Annotated in this window: 9 protein-coding genes; 7 read left to right on the top strand and 2 right to left on the bottom strand. The window is 43.4% G+C overall.

From position 1 onward, the window contains the following. Positions 1 to 117 precede the first annotated feature (117 nt). The 3 genes from Q0R52_RS25695 (at position 118) to Q0R52_RS25685 (ending at position 6339) form a co-directional block, all read left to right on the top strand. Positions 118 to 3765, top strand: a complete 3648-nt coding sequence (locus Q0R52_RS25695; RefSeq protein WP_295800540.1) for an ABC transporter permease — start codon at positions 118 to 120, stop codon at positions 3763 to 3765. A gap of 204 nt (positions 3766 to 3969) precedes the next feature. Next, on the top strand, positions 3970 to 5841 hold the full coding sequence (locus Q0R52_RS25690) for a S8 family serine peptidase (protein ID WP_295800537.1): 1872 nt from the start codon (positions 3970 to 3972) through the stop codon (positions 5839 to 5841). Between the two features lie 207 nt (positions 5842 to 6048). After that, positions 6049 to 6339 (top strand): hypothetical protein, encoded by a 291-nt coding sequence (locus Q0R52_RS25685; RefSeq protein ID WP_295800535.1) that lies wholly within the window; start codon positions 6049 to 6051, stop codon positions 6337 to 6339. A gap of 36 nt (positions 6340 to 6375) precedes the next feature. On the opposite strand, the gene Q0R52_RS25680 is transcribed toward Q0R52_RS25685, so the two are convergent. Together Q0R52_RS25680 and Q0R52_RS25675 are read right to left on the bottom strand one after the other, a co-directional pair. After that, positions 6376 to 7506 (bottom strand): tetratricopeptide repeat protein, encoded by a 1131-nt coding sequence (locus tag Q0R52_RS25680; protein WP_295800532.1) that lies wholly within the window; start codon positions 7504 to 7506, stop codon positions 6376 to 6378. A gap of 250 nt (positions 7507 to 7756) precedes the next feature. Next, a complete protein-coding gene (locus Q0R52_RS25675; protein ID WP_295800530.1) occupies positions 7757 to 9235 on the bottom strand; it encodes a two-component regulator propeller domain-containing protein in 1479 nt (492 codons plus the stop codon). 646 nt (positions 9236 to 9881) lie between these two features. Here Q0R52_RS25675 and Q0R52_RS25670 point away from each other — a divergent pair. The 4 genes from Q0R52_RS25670 (at position 9882) to nusA (ending at position 16102) form a co-directional block, all read left to right on the top strand. After that, positions 9882 to 13553: an ABC transporter permease gene (locus Q0R52_RS25670; protein ID WP_295800527.1), complete on the top strand. Its 3672-nt coding sequence runs from the start codon at positions 9882 to 9884 to the stop codon at positions 13551 to 13553. 232 nt (positions 13554 to 13785) lie between these two features. Further along, positions 13786 to 14205: a hypothetical protein gene (locus tag Q0R52_RS25665; protein ID WP_295800524.1), complete on the top strand. Its 420-nt coding sequence runs from the start codon at positions 13786 to 13788 to the stop codon at positions 14203 to 14205. Positions 14206 to 14398: 193 nt separating this feature from the next. After that, entirely contained in the window at positions 14399 to 14863 is a 465-nt protein-coding gene (gene rimP / locus Q0R52_RS25660; RefSeq protein ID WP_295800521.1) for a ribosome assembly cofactor RimP, read from the top strand. A gap of 3 nt (positions 14864 to 14866) precedes the next feature. After that, positions 14867 to 16102 carry a transcription termination factor NusA gene (gene nusA, locus Q0R52_RS25655; protein ID WP_252792931.1) on the top strand — a complete coding sequence of 412 codons (1236 nt, stop codon included), beginning with the start codon at positions 14867 to 14869 and terminating at the stop codon, positions 16100 to 16102. The last annotated feature ends 25 nt before the right edge of the window (positions 16103 to 16127 follow it).

Genomic DNA, 16127 nt, shown 5'->3' with positions numbered 1-16127 from the left:
CAAAACCGTACGCCCCATTGCCCGCTTCCGCTACAACGCAAATATTTTCAGCAATGCAATTTTTTATATATCAATATGTTATAAGTTTGGAATAGCTATTGCCGTAAAATATTTCAATTGAATACGTACACCCTCCATATCAATATCTACGACCTTGCACTGTTTGCGGCGATCTTTACCGCGATCCCTTTTATCCTGCTTTTATGGCTCACCAAAAGGATAAAACAGGCAGCAAACCGTTTTTTAGCCTTGGCACTGGCGACCATTGTTTTATGGATTACCCGGATATTGGGCATCGACACCGGGCTGTCAGCTTACATCACTAATTGGAGTTGGCTGCCGCTGCAATTTTCGATGGCACTTGGCCCGCTGCTCTATTTTTATGTGCTTAAATTAACCCGGTCGGAATATAAATTCAGGTATAAGGATATACTGCATTTTAGTCCGTTACTGCTGGAATTGGGTGTCCACGTATGGGAAGTTAGCGAGAGTGTAAAGACAGGGGCAGCTACTTACGACACGTTAACCTTTCGGCAAATAAGCCCGGTACTACACTTGGCGGCGTTTATTTCAGTAAGTATCTACCTTTACCTGTCGCATAGGCTGGTAGGGCGTTTTTATAATCAGCTTAAATTTAACGGTGGCGACCGGTACCGGCACGAACTACGATGGCTGCATAACGTACTGAAAGGTTTTGCTTTGTTATGGCTATTGTGGATACCTGTTACAGCTGCAGATTATTTTTATTATCATAACCAGTTAAGCATCCATGCTTATTATCCTTTGTATGTGCTGTTAGCAGTGATCACCATTTGGATTGGGGCCGCAGCTTTTTTAAGGCAGGAGGCCGGTGTGCCGGCCGCAGCCTCTTCATTTTTAAAGCCGCAGTTGCCAGCTGAATTAAGGCAAAAAGGTACCTGGCTGAAAAAAGTCGTCAAAACAAATTGCTATTATGAAGACCCGGAGTTGAGTTTAGTGTCACTTGCCGAAAAGCTTGGCCTTACCACTCACGAATTATCCCGCATCATTAATACGATCCTCAAAAAAAGCTTTAACGATTTTATTAATGAGTACCGTGTTGCCGACGTAGTGCGGAAAATGCAGGACCCGGCTTATGATCACATCACCCTGCTCGGTATCGCTTATGATTCGGGCTTCAACTCTCAACGCACATTTCACCGCGCATTTAAAGAGTTAACGGACAAAACCCCTGCGGAATATAAAAAAGAACTGCCATTTTATAATTTGACACATAGGCCCCGGCTTGCGAACGTAATTTCGAACCAGCAAATCGCCCCAAAGTGGACTGCTAAGAAATTAAACCGCAGTTATATGTTTAAAAATTATTTAAGAAACGCCTGGCGCCACATTGCACGCCACAAAACTTATTCGGCCATTAATGTAATGGGGTTGGCGCTGGGTATTTGCGGCTGCCTTGTTATTTACCTGGTAGCCAGCTTTGAGTTCAGCTTTGATGCTTTTCATCCGGACAAGGAACGCATTTATTGTGTCGATCTAAGCTCTAACTGGGGGCCTAACGCCACCCTTATGCATTGGAACTCGGTGCCGGGCACGATGCCCGATGCGATGCGCAATGATATTTCCGGGCTGGAAACGGTGGCAGCTTTTCACCCCTATTTGCCAAAGGTAACGATAAAAGCGGGCGACAAAGCGGTTAAGGAATTCGATAAGGCAACGGCGGTAATTGCCCAGCCTGATTATTTCGACATATTGCCATATTCCTGGTTAAGCGGCAGCAAGAAAACATCGTTGAATAACCCAATGACCGTAGTGCTTACCCAAAGCCGTGCGCAAACCTATTTCGGCAACCTGCCGCCCAACGAGATGATAGGGAGAACGATCACTTACGATGATTCGCTTACGGTAACAGTGACCGGCATCCTTCAGGACTGGAATAAAAATTCGGATTTTAATTTTTCTGAGTTTATTTCCTACAGCACCATTAAAACCAATTTTTTACGACACCGGATCTCATTGGATAACCCGCACATGATTGATGGCGATAGTCAAATGCTTGTAAAGTTGCCCGCAGGCGCGAACCCCTCACAAATAGATGCCCAGTTTCCGGCATTTATAAAAAAGTATATCAATACCCTCCCTAATCCGAGAACGCACGGCCGGCTACAACCATTTACCGGCATTCATTTTCACAAAGAATATGGCGGACGTGGGAACAAAGCCGATTTGAGGGTGCTGTATATTCTTTCGGCGGTGGCGCTGTTTATATTATTTATCGCAGCTGTTAATTTCATCAATTTATCAACGGCGCAATCCATACAACGCACTAAAGATATTGGCATCCTTAAGGTGTTGGGCAGCGGGCGCGGCGGTGTTCTCATCCAATTTTTAACCGAGACATTTATCCTGGCCTTATTGGCGGTGGCTATAGCCGTAATTGCCACGCAGCCTGTGTTGAATTTGTTCGCCGGCTATATCCCGGCAGGCGTTAAATTCCACTTTACAGATTATACCACCTGGCTATTTTTGGCCTGCGCCGCAATTTTCACCACCCTGGTTGCAGGCTTTTACCCCGCGAGGGTGTTATCGGCATTTAAGCCAGTGGCCAGCCTGAAGGGCGAAACAAGTAGCCGGGCGGGCAATAAAGGCTACCTGCGTAAAAGCCTCATCGTTTTCCAGTTTACCATATCCCTTGTTTTTATTATCGGCACTATAGTGGTTGACCGGCAGGTTAGCTACATGCAAAACATTGACCTCGGCTTTGAAACGGGTAATATCATTACTTTAAGAACCCTGTTTCGCGAGCAGCCAGGCAAAATAAAGTTGCTCGCCGAAAACATAAAGCGATTGCCCGGCATTCAAAAGGTGTTAACAGAGGTTACCCCGCCGTTAAACATTGGCCACCTGATGGATGCAATACAGTTACAGGGTACTAACAAGCAATCTTTGGAGTCTATAGGCTATTCGGGCAATGCCGATTTTGTGCCTTTTTACCAAATAAAAATAGTGGCCGGCCGTAATTTGTTTCATTCCGACAGTGTAACGGAGTACCTTATTAACGTAACCGCGGCAAAGGCAATGGGCTTTAGTGATCCGCAACAGGCCATTGGCCGGCTTTTAGCGAATACCGCACGGGATAAAGCTTATCCCATAGTGGGCGTGGTAGCCGATTTTTACGAAGACTCGTTTTATCATCAAATTTTGCCATGTTCAATATCCAATAATCCGGACGTACAAAAGACCATTGCTTTAAAACTAACTCCTGCCGAATACCAAAAGGGCGATATACCGGCGTTGGTAAACCTCATCGCGAAGGAGTGGAAGAAACTTTACCCCGGTGAACCCTTTGATTACGCTTTCCTGGGCGACTCGGTTGCAAAGCTTTACGAAAGTGAGCGGCAAACAGCATGGCTTATCCGGACGGCAACGCTTATCACCATCTTTATTTCGTGTATGGGCTTGTTCGGCCTGGCGATGTTCACCACCGAGCGAAGAACCAAAGAGATCAGCATCAGGAAAGTGCTGGGCGCCAGCGTTACCAATATATTAACGATGCTGAATAAAGAGGTGGTTGTGCTGATAGCTATTTCGTTGCTGATATCGTCGCCTATCGCATGGATCTTTATACATAAGTGGCTGCAGAGCTTTGCTTATCATACCAACCTGAGTTTATGGGTATTTATAGCGGCAGGTGCAGGAGCCATGTTAATAGCACTGGCAACTATCAGTTTCCGGACGTTGAGATCGGCTGCGGCGAATCCGGTGAAGGGGTTGAGGAATGAATGAGTTATAGCACGCGCTGTTCGACGGCTTGAGCGGGAGATTGGTAGCGATTTTGATCATAATATCGTTTTATAATCGCCCGCATCTTCAAAGTTTGGATTGAGATATTGTAGTCAAACACTACGGGTATAGTGGTCCGTATACACAGCACGAACCGGCAGGAGAAAGATCGGTCATTTTTGTATCTTAGAAAACTAAATTACTAATATGAAACCGGTATTCGTAGCGAAAATGTTTGGCACTTTCCTGTCGTTGTTATTTTTCTTTGCAACAAATTCGTTTGCTCAAAAGCAAATTGTTAGTTCAGGCGCCCAATTACCTGTACATAACTATGCTGTTAAAGACAGTCTTAACGTACTGCTTGCCAATGAGCAGCAGATCAAAACGTTTGCCTCACAACTGAGGAATGACCTGGCTACCGATATTGCTAAATTTGATATACGTGATACTGCTGTTTTAAAATCGTATTACAGGATATTAGGGGATTTGGCTTTTTACGATGGCGACCGGCAAAAGGCATTGACGTATTATGATAGTTTAAGAATGCTGGAGGTTAAACCCGCAGCCAAAGCCACCAGCGCCCTGGTAAAAAGATCGTTGATAGCAGCGGGCGACCCGGCGTCACCTTCCTACATAGCCAATTTCAGAACCATTTTTACAAGTGCGGTAAATACCATACCGTATGTTACAGCCGCGTCGTCGTTGCAGCGCATCAGGCAGCAATACGCTAACATGACCGCTGCGGAATACGTTAAAATTGCCGCTAGCGACCTGAACCCACCTATAGCCAACGGGCCGCTTTCTATAAGAAACATAGATTATGTGTTGTTCCTTTTTTATGAAATGCATGATTTTGATAAAGTGAGTGCGGTGGTTACCGCTGTAATGGACAGCGTAACGCATGTAAACGCACGCAACCAGGTAAACATATGGCCCGCGCGCGATTTGCAGCTGTTACCCGGAAAACCCTATAAACCCGTTGTAATATCGGTATTTGATTTAGGCACCGACATTTCTCTTTTTAAAGACAGGTTATACACTAACCCAAAAGAAAAAATTGACGGATTGGATAACGACCGTAATGGCTATGTGGATGATCTTCATGGCGTGGCTTACGACGGTAAAGAAAATAAAGATACGCACCTGCTAATGCCCTTATCAGCAGAAAAACAAAAACTATACCCAAGTGCCGTGCGGTTGCTAAAAGGTAACGGCGAGGACGAAGCAGGTGTGGAAAGTGCTGACTACCGCTATTATAAAGACGCCCTCGCAAAAGCAAATGTGGTACAACGCGACTCGATTTATGGCCTGATAAATTTTGTGGGCGACTACATCCACGGGACGCACGTAGCGGGTATTGCCATGCGCGGCAACCCTTATGCGCGTTTGCTTACCGTTAGGTTTACCGAAGATGTTGGATTTACTCCGGATGGGGGCTCGCCTTCTGTTGAAACAGAAAAAAAAGTGGCCAAAAACCTGAAGGACCTGGTACAATATTGGAAAGCCGCAAACGTGCGGGTGGTGACCATGAGCTGGGGTTATTTTGTAAGCGATTATCAAAGCGATATAGCCAAATACAATCCAAAAATGCCCGAGGAGGATCAGAAAACCATGGCAGTAAAGTTATGGACCATGCGTAAAAATGCGCTTTATGATGCGTTTAGTTCGGCCCCCGGTATCCTGTTCGTTGCATCAAACGGTAACAAAAACTCCAATTCCAATATCGACCTGAGATATCCCGCAGCACTCGACATCCCCAATATGATAGGCGTAGGGTCGGTAAACAGCGCCGGCCTCGAAACTGATTTTACTGCTACAGGGAACAAGGTTGCTATACACGCAAATGGTTACCTGGTTGAAAGCCTTGCCCCCGGAGGTACAAAGATTTTATTGTCGGGCACGTCGATGGCAACGCCGTATATCGCAAATTTAGCGGCGAAGCTAATCACTGTTAAGCCATCGCTCAAGCCGGCCGAAGTGATCGCGCTTATCAAAAATGGAGCGGATGTTTCGGCAGACGGCCGGATCAAACTTGTTAACCCAAAGCGATCTTTTGAGTTGCTGTCTGCTGCAAAATGAACGTAAACCGGTCCGTAGATTTTATAATCGCTCGCGTCTATAAAAGTTTGGATTTGAGACACCGTTTTCAAAGACTACGGGCATAGTCGTCTGCAGACACAGTCTACGAACAGCGGGCCTTCGTCTACAAATGCACCAGGCAGGTAGCCTATGACTAACGGGCACGAAATGTCTTATAATCCTTATTTTCGAAAAAAATAACACGCTATGAAAACGCTAGCAGATTTTAAAGCGTCCTTAAAGTCAGACCAGCCGGGTACCGGACTCTCCGTTCAATTAAAAAGCCTTTTGTATGATGGCAAAGGCGACTGGCATAAAGCACATGCGGAGGTAGATCAGCTTACAGACCAGGCTTCGGCATTGGTACATGCCTACCTGCACCGTAAAGAAGGCGACATTTGGAATGCCGACTACTGGTATAACAAAGCAAGGCAAACCCGCCCGAACGTGTCTTTGGAAAAGGAATGGGAGCAGTTGGTATTACAGTTTCTTGATTGAGGCTCTCACCAACAGCAGCGGAAGCAATAAATTATTCTAATTTGCCCTCGAACTTGCTCCCGGCGTAACTTTTTCGTCAAGGATATCTATTACACTTTTCTTTAAATCATCGTATTTAAAATCATCGTTAAAGCCAATGTTGTAAGTAGAGTGAGTGGCTCCTTTTTGCCGGCATAATAAATATTTTGAACCACCTTGTTCAACAGATATTGGCGAAAATTCCGTTTGGATGCTATACTCTACCTTATCGCCCGGGCCCATCACATAAAATAAGTGCTTATTGTAAACACCCTTTGCACTTTCCTGAAACCGTTCAAAAGCCATAATTAACTTATCATGCCATTTGAATTGGTCGAAGCAAAACATATCACTCAGATTGCCTTTGAGAAGGCCGTTTTTGTGAGCGTCGTATAATTTGTCCTTATATGGTTTTGCCTTTGCATAGTCTTTTTGGTGATAGTAAATTTGAATTAGTTTGGCATATGAATGATAATCGCCCGGACTTAATGCTATAAGTTCGAGAAAAGCAGGCTCCGCTTTATCATAATTCCCGTTTTGTACTTCTAGGAGCCCAATATTAAACAATGCATTTATATAAGAATTGCCCTGTTTATTTATTTTTTGCTTCGCGATGTAAAAAGCTTCTAAAGCCTTATCATTTTTGTTTTGATCGGAATAAATCTGGGCCAGCATGGAATAGGGCCGGTCGGGGCAATGAATAAGTTCGGTAGCCTTTTTATATGCCAGTAGTGCCGAGTCTAATTTTTCTGAGCTATAATATGAGTCACCAAGTCCGCTATAAAATTCTGCATCGTCTGCCTTTAAATTAATTGCCGATTTAAAATTTGTAATAGCCTCCGGATATTTATGCATATAATTTAAAGTTGAGGCTTTAATATAATATGGGTCTGGTTCCTTCGGATCCTTATCTAAGGAAAGATTCATAAACTTCAGGCAATTATTATCATCTTCCTTCATGTAATAAGCAAGCCCGATATAATACAAAGATTTTGCTGCGTAATCTTTAGGGTTCGATGTATAATGCCCAATTATATTGTCGTACTGCTTGCCCTCGTACAAAACTTTAAGCTCGCTTGTTATTTTATCCTGGGCGAAAATTGGCAAGCCAAAAAGAGCCAGAATTACCGTTGCAAAAATATTTTTCATAATCTTAAATCTACTGATTTCAGGCGATCTTCAGTTAAAAGAGACAAATAAAAATATCACCTGGTCGATAATCTTTCAGGACGCTTGAACCGGCAGGGGGTTGTAGAAAAAGAAGCCTTGAAGATGCATTAGGTTTATTGAAGGGCGTAAGCCTTGAAGTTACAGGTGCACCATTTTCCACTCTATTTTGGTAACGAGTGTTAGCGGTTGAGGTACCCGCCTGCGCATGGGGCGGTAAGTTAAAAGCCGATCAGGGTTTTTGTTTCTTCCTGAGCCTTAACAGGCCGTTGGCGGTGGTTGCATAAATAGCGCCTTTTGAGTCCTGAACTAATTGATAAATTGTATGACCGGGTGCAGCGGAGTTACCATTGTGATAGTTTTCCCAGCCATCTTTCAAATTGAACCTTACAATACCCGACTGATCGGTACCTAACCATAAAACGTGTTCAAACTTGTCGTACAAAATATCATTGACGCGGTTTGAGGGCATTCCTGAATTTTTATCGTTATAGTGGAGCCATTTGCCGTCCGTTTTCAATACTGCCAGGCCTTCCTTATCGTCGTCGTCCACAACTTTATTGTAATCAACCAGCGAGAAGTAGAGGTTACCTTTTTCATCCTCTACCGCATCCGAGATGCTCATGTTTTTTAATGGGGTATTTGATTTATTAAATGTGGTAACAAAGAAATTTTTATCAATCATGATAGTGCCTTTAGCGGTACCTATCCATAAATTTTTGCGACTATCAACATAAGCATAGCTGATATCGTTTGACGGCAGCTGTGGTAAGGACTTTTTATTAAACACCACCACTTTATCGTTTCTGACTGCCACAAGGCCCTCGTTTGTAGTAAAAAGGAGCTTTCCGTTACTGCTGTTTAAGATATGGGTAACCGCCGAGGTAAAATACTTATTGAAGTCGTACACCCGGAACCTGCCGGCGGTAACCTGGTAGATGTTATGATCAACATACACCCATGTCTTATTGTCTTTATCGGTGTTTATACTCCCTATAGCCTGGTCGGCAGTAAACGGCGAGTTATATTCATTAACAGGATTGAAAAACTCCCCGTCGAACCGGGTTAGCCCGCCGGCGGTGGCATACCACAAAATATCAGACTTATCCATGGTGCACGACCGGCTTATATTATCGGGAAGAGGAGAGTTATATTTGGTCCAAACGGCGAAATCATAGGTTTTTAGCGATGGGTTGCTATAAGTAGTTTGTTTATTATAGATGACGGGATCGCCGGGGGGCTTTAATTCGGCCAGGTCCATCCGTTGGATCTGGCTTGACAATTTGCCATCGGCAATACGGAAAATCACATTCACAGATGCGCTTACGGCTTTGCCATTTACTTTAGCCGGTTTCCACAAAAAACCATTCAGGTACCTGATCAAATCGGCGGTGATCGGGAGGTTTGCGATGTCGGTATGGCTCAATACGCAACCAAAACCGGTAGGGTCGACCACAACCTGGAAGGTTATTGATCCTTTGGAATTCCCCAATAAGTATTTACGGACTATTTGTCCGCAGATATTATCCAGGATAACCTGGTCGCAAGTCGCTTTTGGGTCTCCGCAGTCCATACAATAGTTTGAAGTATTACAGGCCTCTACTTTTTCGAGGAAAAGATTTTGTGCTGAAAGCCCCGCAGGTAAACAGAAAATAAACAGGATGGCGAGCCATAGCCCGCAAACCTGGTTTGATGGTAGTACTGCTGACATTAAGTTTATAAATTAAAGAAAGCAAACGCAGAACGGCAAGTGGATTATGGTTAAAATAAGTTAAAGTTTGGTGGCTTCGCTTGAACCGGCGGGGAGAGACAATGCTTGCAGGAATAGTGGGTTGGTTTGCATGATTGTAGTGATTATCACAAATTTACATGGTTGATTTGGTTAAAGTGCTGACAGTGTTTTGTCAGTAGGTGGGGATTTGTATTAAGTGAAATTTAACCACAGAGATACAGAGGATACACAGAGAGCACAGAGATTGAATAGCAGGCGGTAAGAAAATGAATTGTAAAGGCTCAGTGGCCTTTGTGTGTTTTTCTCCGTGTCTTTGTGGTTAAATGTGCCAGCTCTGTTTCGTACCCCACATCTCTTACATTTTACCGTTCCATTATCAACTACTTACCAATTTGCAAAAATTAAACAACCTGATAATGAGCATGTTTCACAGCGTTCCGGGTGTTCCGCGTGAAAAAATGGAACGCTGGAACGCTTTGCAGTCCTTCAGGATCGAATGCTTTTAACCCAAAACCGCACGCCCTAACGCCCGCTTTCGTTACAGCGCACATATTTCATTTTACATACTTTTTTAACTATCAATTAGTTATAAGTTTGGAACAACGATTGCGCTTAACTATTTCGATTGAACACGTACACGCTCCATATCAACACCTACGACCTGGCTTTCTTCGGAATGATCTTTATCGGGCTCACTATTGCTGTTTTTTTAGGGTTCACCAAAAAGCCAAACCGGGCCGCGAACCGGTTTTTAGCCCTGGCAATGGTTACGGCCGTTTTGTGGATAGCCAGGATATTGGGCATCGACATTGGGCTGTCGGCCTACTTTCCGAACTGGAGCCGGCTGCCGCTGCAATTTTCGCTGGCACTGGGCCCCCTGCTCTATTTTTATGTGCTTAAAATAACCCGGCCGGAATATAAATTCCAGGCAAAGGATCTGTTGCATTTTAGTCCCCTGCTGCTGGAATTGGGTGCCCAGGCATTGGAGGTTGGGGATAGTATAAAAACCGGTGCAGCTACTTATGATACCCCGGACTTTGGGCAACTGAACCCGGTATTGCATTTACTGGCGTTTGTTTCGGTGATAGTTTACCTTTATTTATCACACCGGCTGATAGAACGCTTTTACCAGCAGCTAAAATTTAACAACGGCAGCGACCGGTACCGGCACGAATTGCGCTGGCTACGCAACTTACTAAAAGCCTTTGCCTTGTTATGGTTACTATGGATACATTTTACAGCAGCCGACTATTTTTTTTACCACTACCAATTAAGTGCACAAGCATACTACCCCCTGTATCTGCTTTTGGTATCAATGCTCACCTGGATGGCGGCGAGGGCGTTTTTAAGGCCGGAAATCGGCGCGCCGGCAGATACGTCATCCATTTTGAAACCATTGCTTCCGGCGGAGCTAAAACAAAAAGGCGCCTGGCTGAAGAGGGCTGTAAAAGAAAAGCGCTATTACCAGGAGCCTGAATTAAGCCTGGGTTCGCTTGCTGAGCAACTCGGGCTGCATACGCATGAGTTGTCGCGGATATTGAATACGGTGCTCAAAAAAAGCTTCAACGATTTCATTAATGAATATCGCGTACAAGAGGCGATCCGTAAAATGCAGGATCCGGCTAATGATCATATTACCCTGCTGGGCATTGGGTATGAATCGGGTTTCAACTCTCAAAGCAGCTTTAACCGCATTTTTAAACAAATAACCGGGAAAAGCCCGCTCGATTATAAAAACAACCTGGAAAAAGAGCAGCCATCTTATAAGTTGGGCAGCCGGCCAGGTTTTACTGCAGTAATTTCGAACCATGAAGCCACCCCGATGTGGTCTCTGAAGAAATTAACCCGCAACTATATGTTTAAAAATTATTTCAAAATAGCAAGGCGCAACCTAACGCGCAATAAAAGCTATGCCGCTATTAATGTTACCGGCCTGGCCGTTGGTATTGCCGTTTGCATGGTGATCTTTATTATTATACAATATCAAACCAGCTTTGATAATTTCCACGCAAAGAAAGACCGGATCTATCGTGTTTTAACCGAATATCACCACGCTGAATCAGGAAGTATCTCTTATGGGAAAGACCTCCCTTTTCCGATGCCCTTAGGATTGAAAACGGCTTTCCCCCAAACAGAAGCAGCCCCGATTTTTGCAAGCCACGATGATCAGTTGCTGATACCCGACGAGAATGGAACCGCCGCAAAAGTATTTAAAGAGCCGCGCGGGGTATTCTATACAGGGCCTTCATTTTTTAAAATATTTGATTTCCCCCTGCTTACAGGTTCGTACGCCTCGTTAAAGGACCCTAACAATGTATTCCTTACAAAAGAGATAGCAGAAAAATATTTCGGCGACTGGAAAACAGCGATGGGCAAAACGATTAAACTGCAAGCAGGCGGGTTCATATTCGAGCACGGTACCGACGTATTGAAAGTTTCGGGCATCCTTGCCACCATGCCTTCAAATACAGATTTTCAGCTAAAACTTGTTGTGGCCTACGGAACAGGCTTTACCGGGGATTTCCTCACAAAATCTGCGGATTGGGCTCAAACTATACCCGACTTTGGTTGCTATATTTTGTTGCCGCCCAATGTTACTGCCGATAATTTTAATCAGCAATTGAGAGCGTACTCACGCAAGGCGCAATCTCCCGGCAATAACAATAGTCATATCATCCAATCACTAAATGCGGTACATTATGATGCAGGGGCCGGTAATTACAGCAATAAAACAATCAGTCACCAACTGCTCAATGTATTATGGCTGATCGCGGCATTCATCCTGTTAATTGCCTGTGTAAACTTTGTTAACCTCTCTACGGCACAAGCTGTTAATCGCGCTAAAGAGGTTGGTGTGAGGAAAGTTTTGGGGAGTAATAAATCTCAACTGCAAATTCAATTCATTGTTGAAGCATTTTTGATAGTTACAGGCGCGGTAGTACTTGCGGCAGTTATTACCGTTTTGGCATTACCTTATGTAGGTAAATTATTAGAACTTTCACTTTCATTCGACATATTGAATAATCCCGCAATTATTTTATTTCTATTAACAGTGACAATTGGGGTGACAGCTCTTGCTGGGTTTTATCCAGCCATTGTTTTATCGCGTTTTAACCCTGTTAATGCCTTAAAAAGTAAACTCGTAACCAGCCCCGCCAAGGGAATTTCATTACGAAGAGGGTTGGTTGTTTTTCAATTCATAATTGCACAAGCGCTCATCATCGGTACACTCATCATTGTAAAGCAGATGGATTATTTTATGGATCAACCCCTGGGCTTTGATAAAGATGCAATTGTAAATGTTCCGTTCAGGGTAGATAGTCTTCGCATTGCAAGGCTGGAATATTTAAAGAACCAGTTATTATCGGTAAACGGCGTGCAGGCAGTAAGCTATAGTTCGAACACTCCGGTTGAAGATGCTAATGACACGTGGAGCGCATTAAAATTTAACCACGCCACAAAAGAAACAGATTTTAAAGCCATTACCAAATTCGCCGACGAGGGTTACGTACCGGCTTATAAATTACAATTGGTAGCCGGTAGAAATTTGCAACCATCCGGATACACCAGGGAGTTTTTGGTGAACGAATCACTTGTGAAAAGTTTGGGGCTTAAAAAACCGGAAGATATATTGAATAAAGAAATAAGTATATGGAACGACCTGATAAAATGCCCGGTTGTTGGTGTGGTGAAGGATTTTAACGACAGGTCTTTTCGCAATAATCTGGCGCCATTGCTTATTTCCACAAACAACACCATGTACAACCAGGCCGGGATAAAATTGGCAACTAAAAACATTTCTGCTACAATGCAGGCTGTTAAACAAATATTCGATAAAACATTTCCTGATTTTGTTTATGAATACAAGTTTCTGGATGAAAAAATTGCAAGTTTTTACAAACAGGAAAATCAGCTATCGGCATTGTATAAAATTTTCGCTGCGATCGCTATATTTCTTAGCTGCCTTGGGTTGTATGGTTTAGCCTCATTCATGGCTGTGCAGCGAATAAAAGAAGTCGGTATCCGCAAAGTACTTGGCGCATCTGCAGGCAGCATTGTTTATCTGTTTTCGAAAGAATTTATCATACTCATTGCAATTGCCTTTACCATTGCTACCCCCATTGCATGGTTTTACATGCATCAATGGCTGCAAGCTTATGCTTACCGCATCAGCATCAGTTGGTGGTTAATTGCCGCCGGCGGACTTGTTGCCATAATTATTGCGCTTACAACTATAAGCTTCCAGGCAATAAAAGCAGCCATGGCAAACCCGGTGAAAAGCCTTCGTTCGGAGTGATCCTTCCTGCGCAACTATAGCAATACATGTTTGCCGTACGGGGAAGAATAAACCGCAAAGCGTTCCATTTTTACACGCGGAACACCCGGAACGCTATGAAACATTCTGATTATCAACATGTTTCATGTTTTAGAATTAACCATTTTCTCTTAGCGTTTGAAAACGCTAAGCATTCGATAAATTCTTCAATTCTAAAAATTCCGGTTCAGAAAATTATTGATGATATTTAACCATGAAAAAATCCGCCTGGCTTTTAATACTACTTTGCTTCGCCTGTAACCAAAAACCAAAAGCGCCTTCGGTGCAAATCAGCCTGATAAATAATAAGCAGTCGGTTAAATTTACCGGGCTCGACAATGCCATCGTAAACGAAATAAACCGCGATTCGGTGCGCGAAGTTTGGCAAACGCTGTTGCCTGTCTACAAAATGCCGGCCGATTCCGATTTAAAAAACTATCAGCCTGTTCAGCCTGGTGCTTACATGGTAAAAGATAGCGCCGTAGTATTTACGCCCGACACACCCTTTGTAAAAGGCCACGCTTACTTTATGAGGTACTACCGGTTTAAAGGCGAGAACATGTGGGATTACATACAAGGACGAAAGAGGCTGGGAAATGTGGAACATATTGATTTGGTTGTGAAAGTTGACTAGGTTGTAAGGGTTGTAAAAGTAGAACCAACCAGGTTCCGCCTGCAGCATTTACAACAACTACAACATTTACAACCCTTAAAACCAAATTACACTTGAAAAATTAAATAAAAATTACTACATTTGCAGTTGAATTAAAAAAGAGGGGGCGATTGTCCCCTCTTTTATTTTATCAATCAATTATTTTTGAGGGATAATGAATATCGAGAAAAGAGTAAAAGAACTGGTTGAAGAAAAGATTGCCGATAAGCCAAACCTGTTTTTAGTGGATGTAAAATTCCACAGCAACGGTAAGTTGATGATTTTGGTTGATGGTGATAACGGCATAGGCATTGATGAGTGTGTGGCCATAAGCAGGCATGTTGGCTTCCATTTGGAAGAGGAAAACGTGATTGAATCTGCTTATAACCTCGAGGTTTCATCGCCGGGTATTGATACGCCGCTTACGTTAACCAGGCAGTATACTAAAAATATAGGCCGTAACTTAGCTATCAAAATGGCGGATGGCACTAAGCGGGAAGGTAAACTATCAGGCATTACAGAAGATGCCGTAGTAATTGAAGAAACAATAAAAAACAAAGGGAAAAAGGCCGAAACTGTTGAGAGCATTATCCCAATAAATACAATAACAGAAACAAAAGTTTTAATATCATTCAAGTAGACAATGAGCAATATTAATTTAATTGATTCTTTTCAGGAATTCAAGGACTTCAAAAACATCGATCGCCCAACAATGATGAGCGTGCTGGAAGACGTTTTCAGGAGCATGATCAGGAAAAAATATGGCACCGACGAAAATTGCGACGTAATTGTCAATACAGACAACGGTGACTTGGAAATCTGGCGGACGCGTAAGGTTATGGAAGATGGCTTTAGTGAGGATGATGACCTGGAAATTGAACTGGCCGAGGCGAAGTTGTTAGACCCAACGCTGGAAGTTGGCGATGAGCATATTGAGCAAATCACCTTAGAGAGCTTTGGCCGCCGCGCTATATTAGCTGCCCGCCAAACGCTGGTATCTAAGATCCTGGAACTGGAGAAAGACGAAATATTTAAAAAATATAAAGACCGCGTTGGCGAAATTGTTACCGGCGAAGTTTACCAGGTTTGGAAAAAAGAAACTTTGGTACTTGATGACGAGGGCAACGAACTATTGCTGCCAAAATCGGAACAAATACCTGCTGATTACTTTAAAAAGGGCGACAGCGTAAAAGCGGTGGTTGATAAGGTAGATATGCTGAACAGCAATCCTAAGATCATCATATCGCGTACAGCGCCTGAATTTTTACAGCGTTTATTTGAGCAGGAAGTACCTGAAATTTTTGATGGCTTAATCACCATTAAAAAAATTGTACGCGAGCCGGGCGAACGTGCTAAGGTAGCTGTTGAATCGTATGATGACCGTATCGATCCGGTTGGTGCCTGCGTAGGTATGAAAGGATCGCGTATACATGGTATCGTTCGTGAGTTGAAAAACGAAAATATCGACGTAATAAACTATACCAATAACCTGCAGCTTTATATACAGCGTGCTTTATCTCCGGCTAAAATCACTTCGATTAAGTTGGATGATGAGAAAAAAACCGCTGCCGTTTACCTAAAACCCGACCAGGTTTCGTTAGCAATCGGTCGTGGCGGGCACAACATTAAGTTGGCTGGTAAACTAACAGGTTACGAAATTGATGTTTACCGTGAAGCGGATGAAACCGACGAAGATGTGGACATTGAAGAATTTTCGGACGAAATTGAGAGCTGGATTATCGACGAATTTAAACGTATTGGTTTAGATACGGCAAAGTCGGTACTGGCTTTAACAGTGGGCGAATTGGTAAAACGTACCGATTTAGAAGAAGAAACTGTAAAAGAAGTATTATCAATTCTGCAAGCTGAGTTCGAATAAACGTAATAACCAAAATTAAAATCGT

The sequence above is a fragment of the Mucilaginibacter sp. genome, assembly GCF_025359345.1.
Classification (GTDB): Bacteria; Bacteroidota; Bacteroidia; order Sphingobacteriales; family Sphingobacteriaceae; genus Mucilaginibacter.
This window is presented reverse-complemented; position numbering and strand designations above follow the sequence as displayed.

Coding starts and splice junctions, on each gene's coding strand:
- Q0R52_RS25690 (WP_295800537.1), top strand. CDS start 3,970: ATGAAACCGGTATTCGTAGCGAAAATGTTTGGCACTTTCCTGTCGTTG.
- Q0R52_RS25685 (WP_295800535.1), top strand. CDS start 6,049: ATGAAAACGCTAGCAGATTTTAAAGCGTCCTTAAAGTCAGACCAGCCG.
- Q0R52_RS25680 (WP_295800532.1), bottom strand. CDS start 7,506: ATGAAAAATATTTTTGCAACGGTAATTCTGGCTCTTTTTGGCTTGCCA.
- Q0R52_RS25675 (WP_295800530.1), bottom strand. CDS start 9,235: ATGTCAGCAGTACTACCATCAAACCAGGTTTGCGGGCTATGGCTCGCC.
- Q0R52_RS25665 (WP_295800524.1), top strand. CDS start 13,786: ATGAAAAAATCCGCCTGGCTTTTAATACTACTTTGCTTCGCCTGTAAC.
- rimP (WP_295800521.1), top strand. CDS start 14,399: ATGAATATCGAGAAAAGAGTAAAAGAACTGGTTGAAGAAAAGATTGCC.
- nusA (WP_252792931.1), top strand. CDS start 14,867: ATGAGCAATATTAATTTAATTGATTCTTTTCAGGAATTCAAGGACTTC.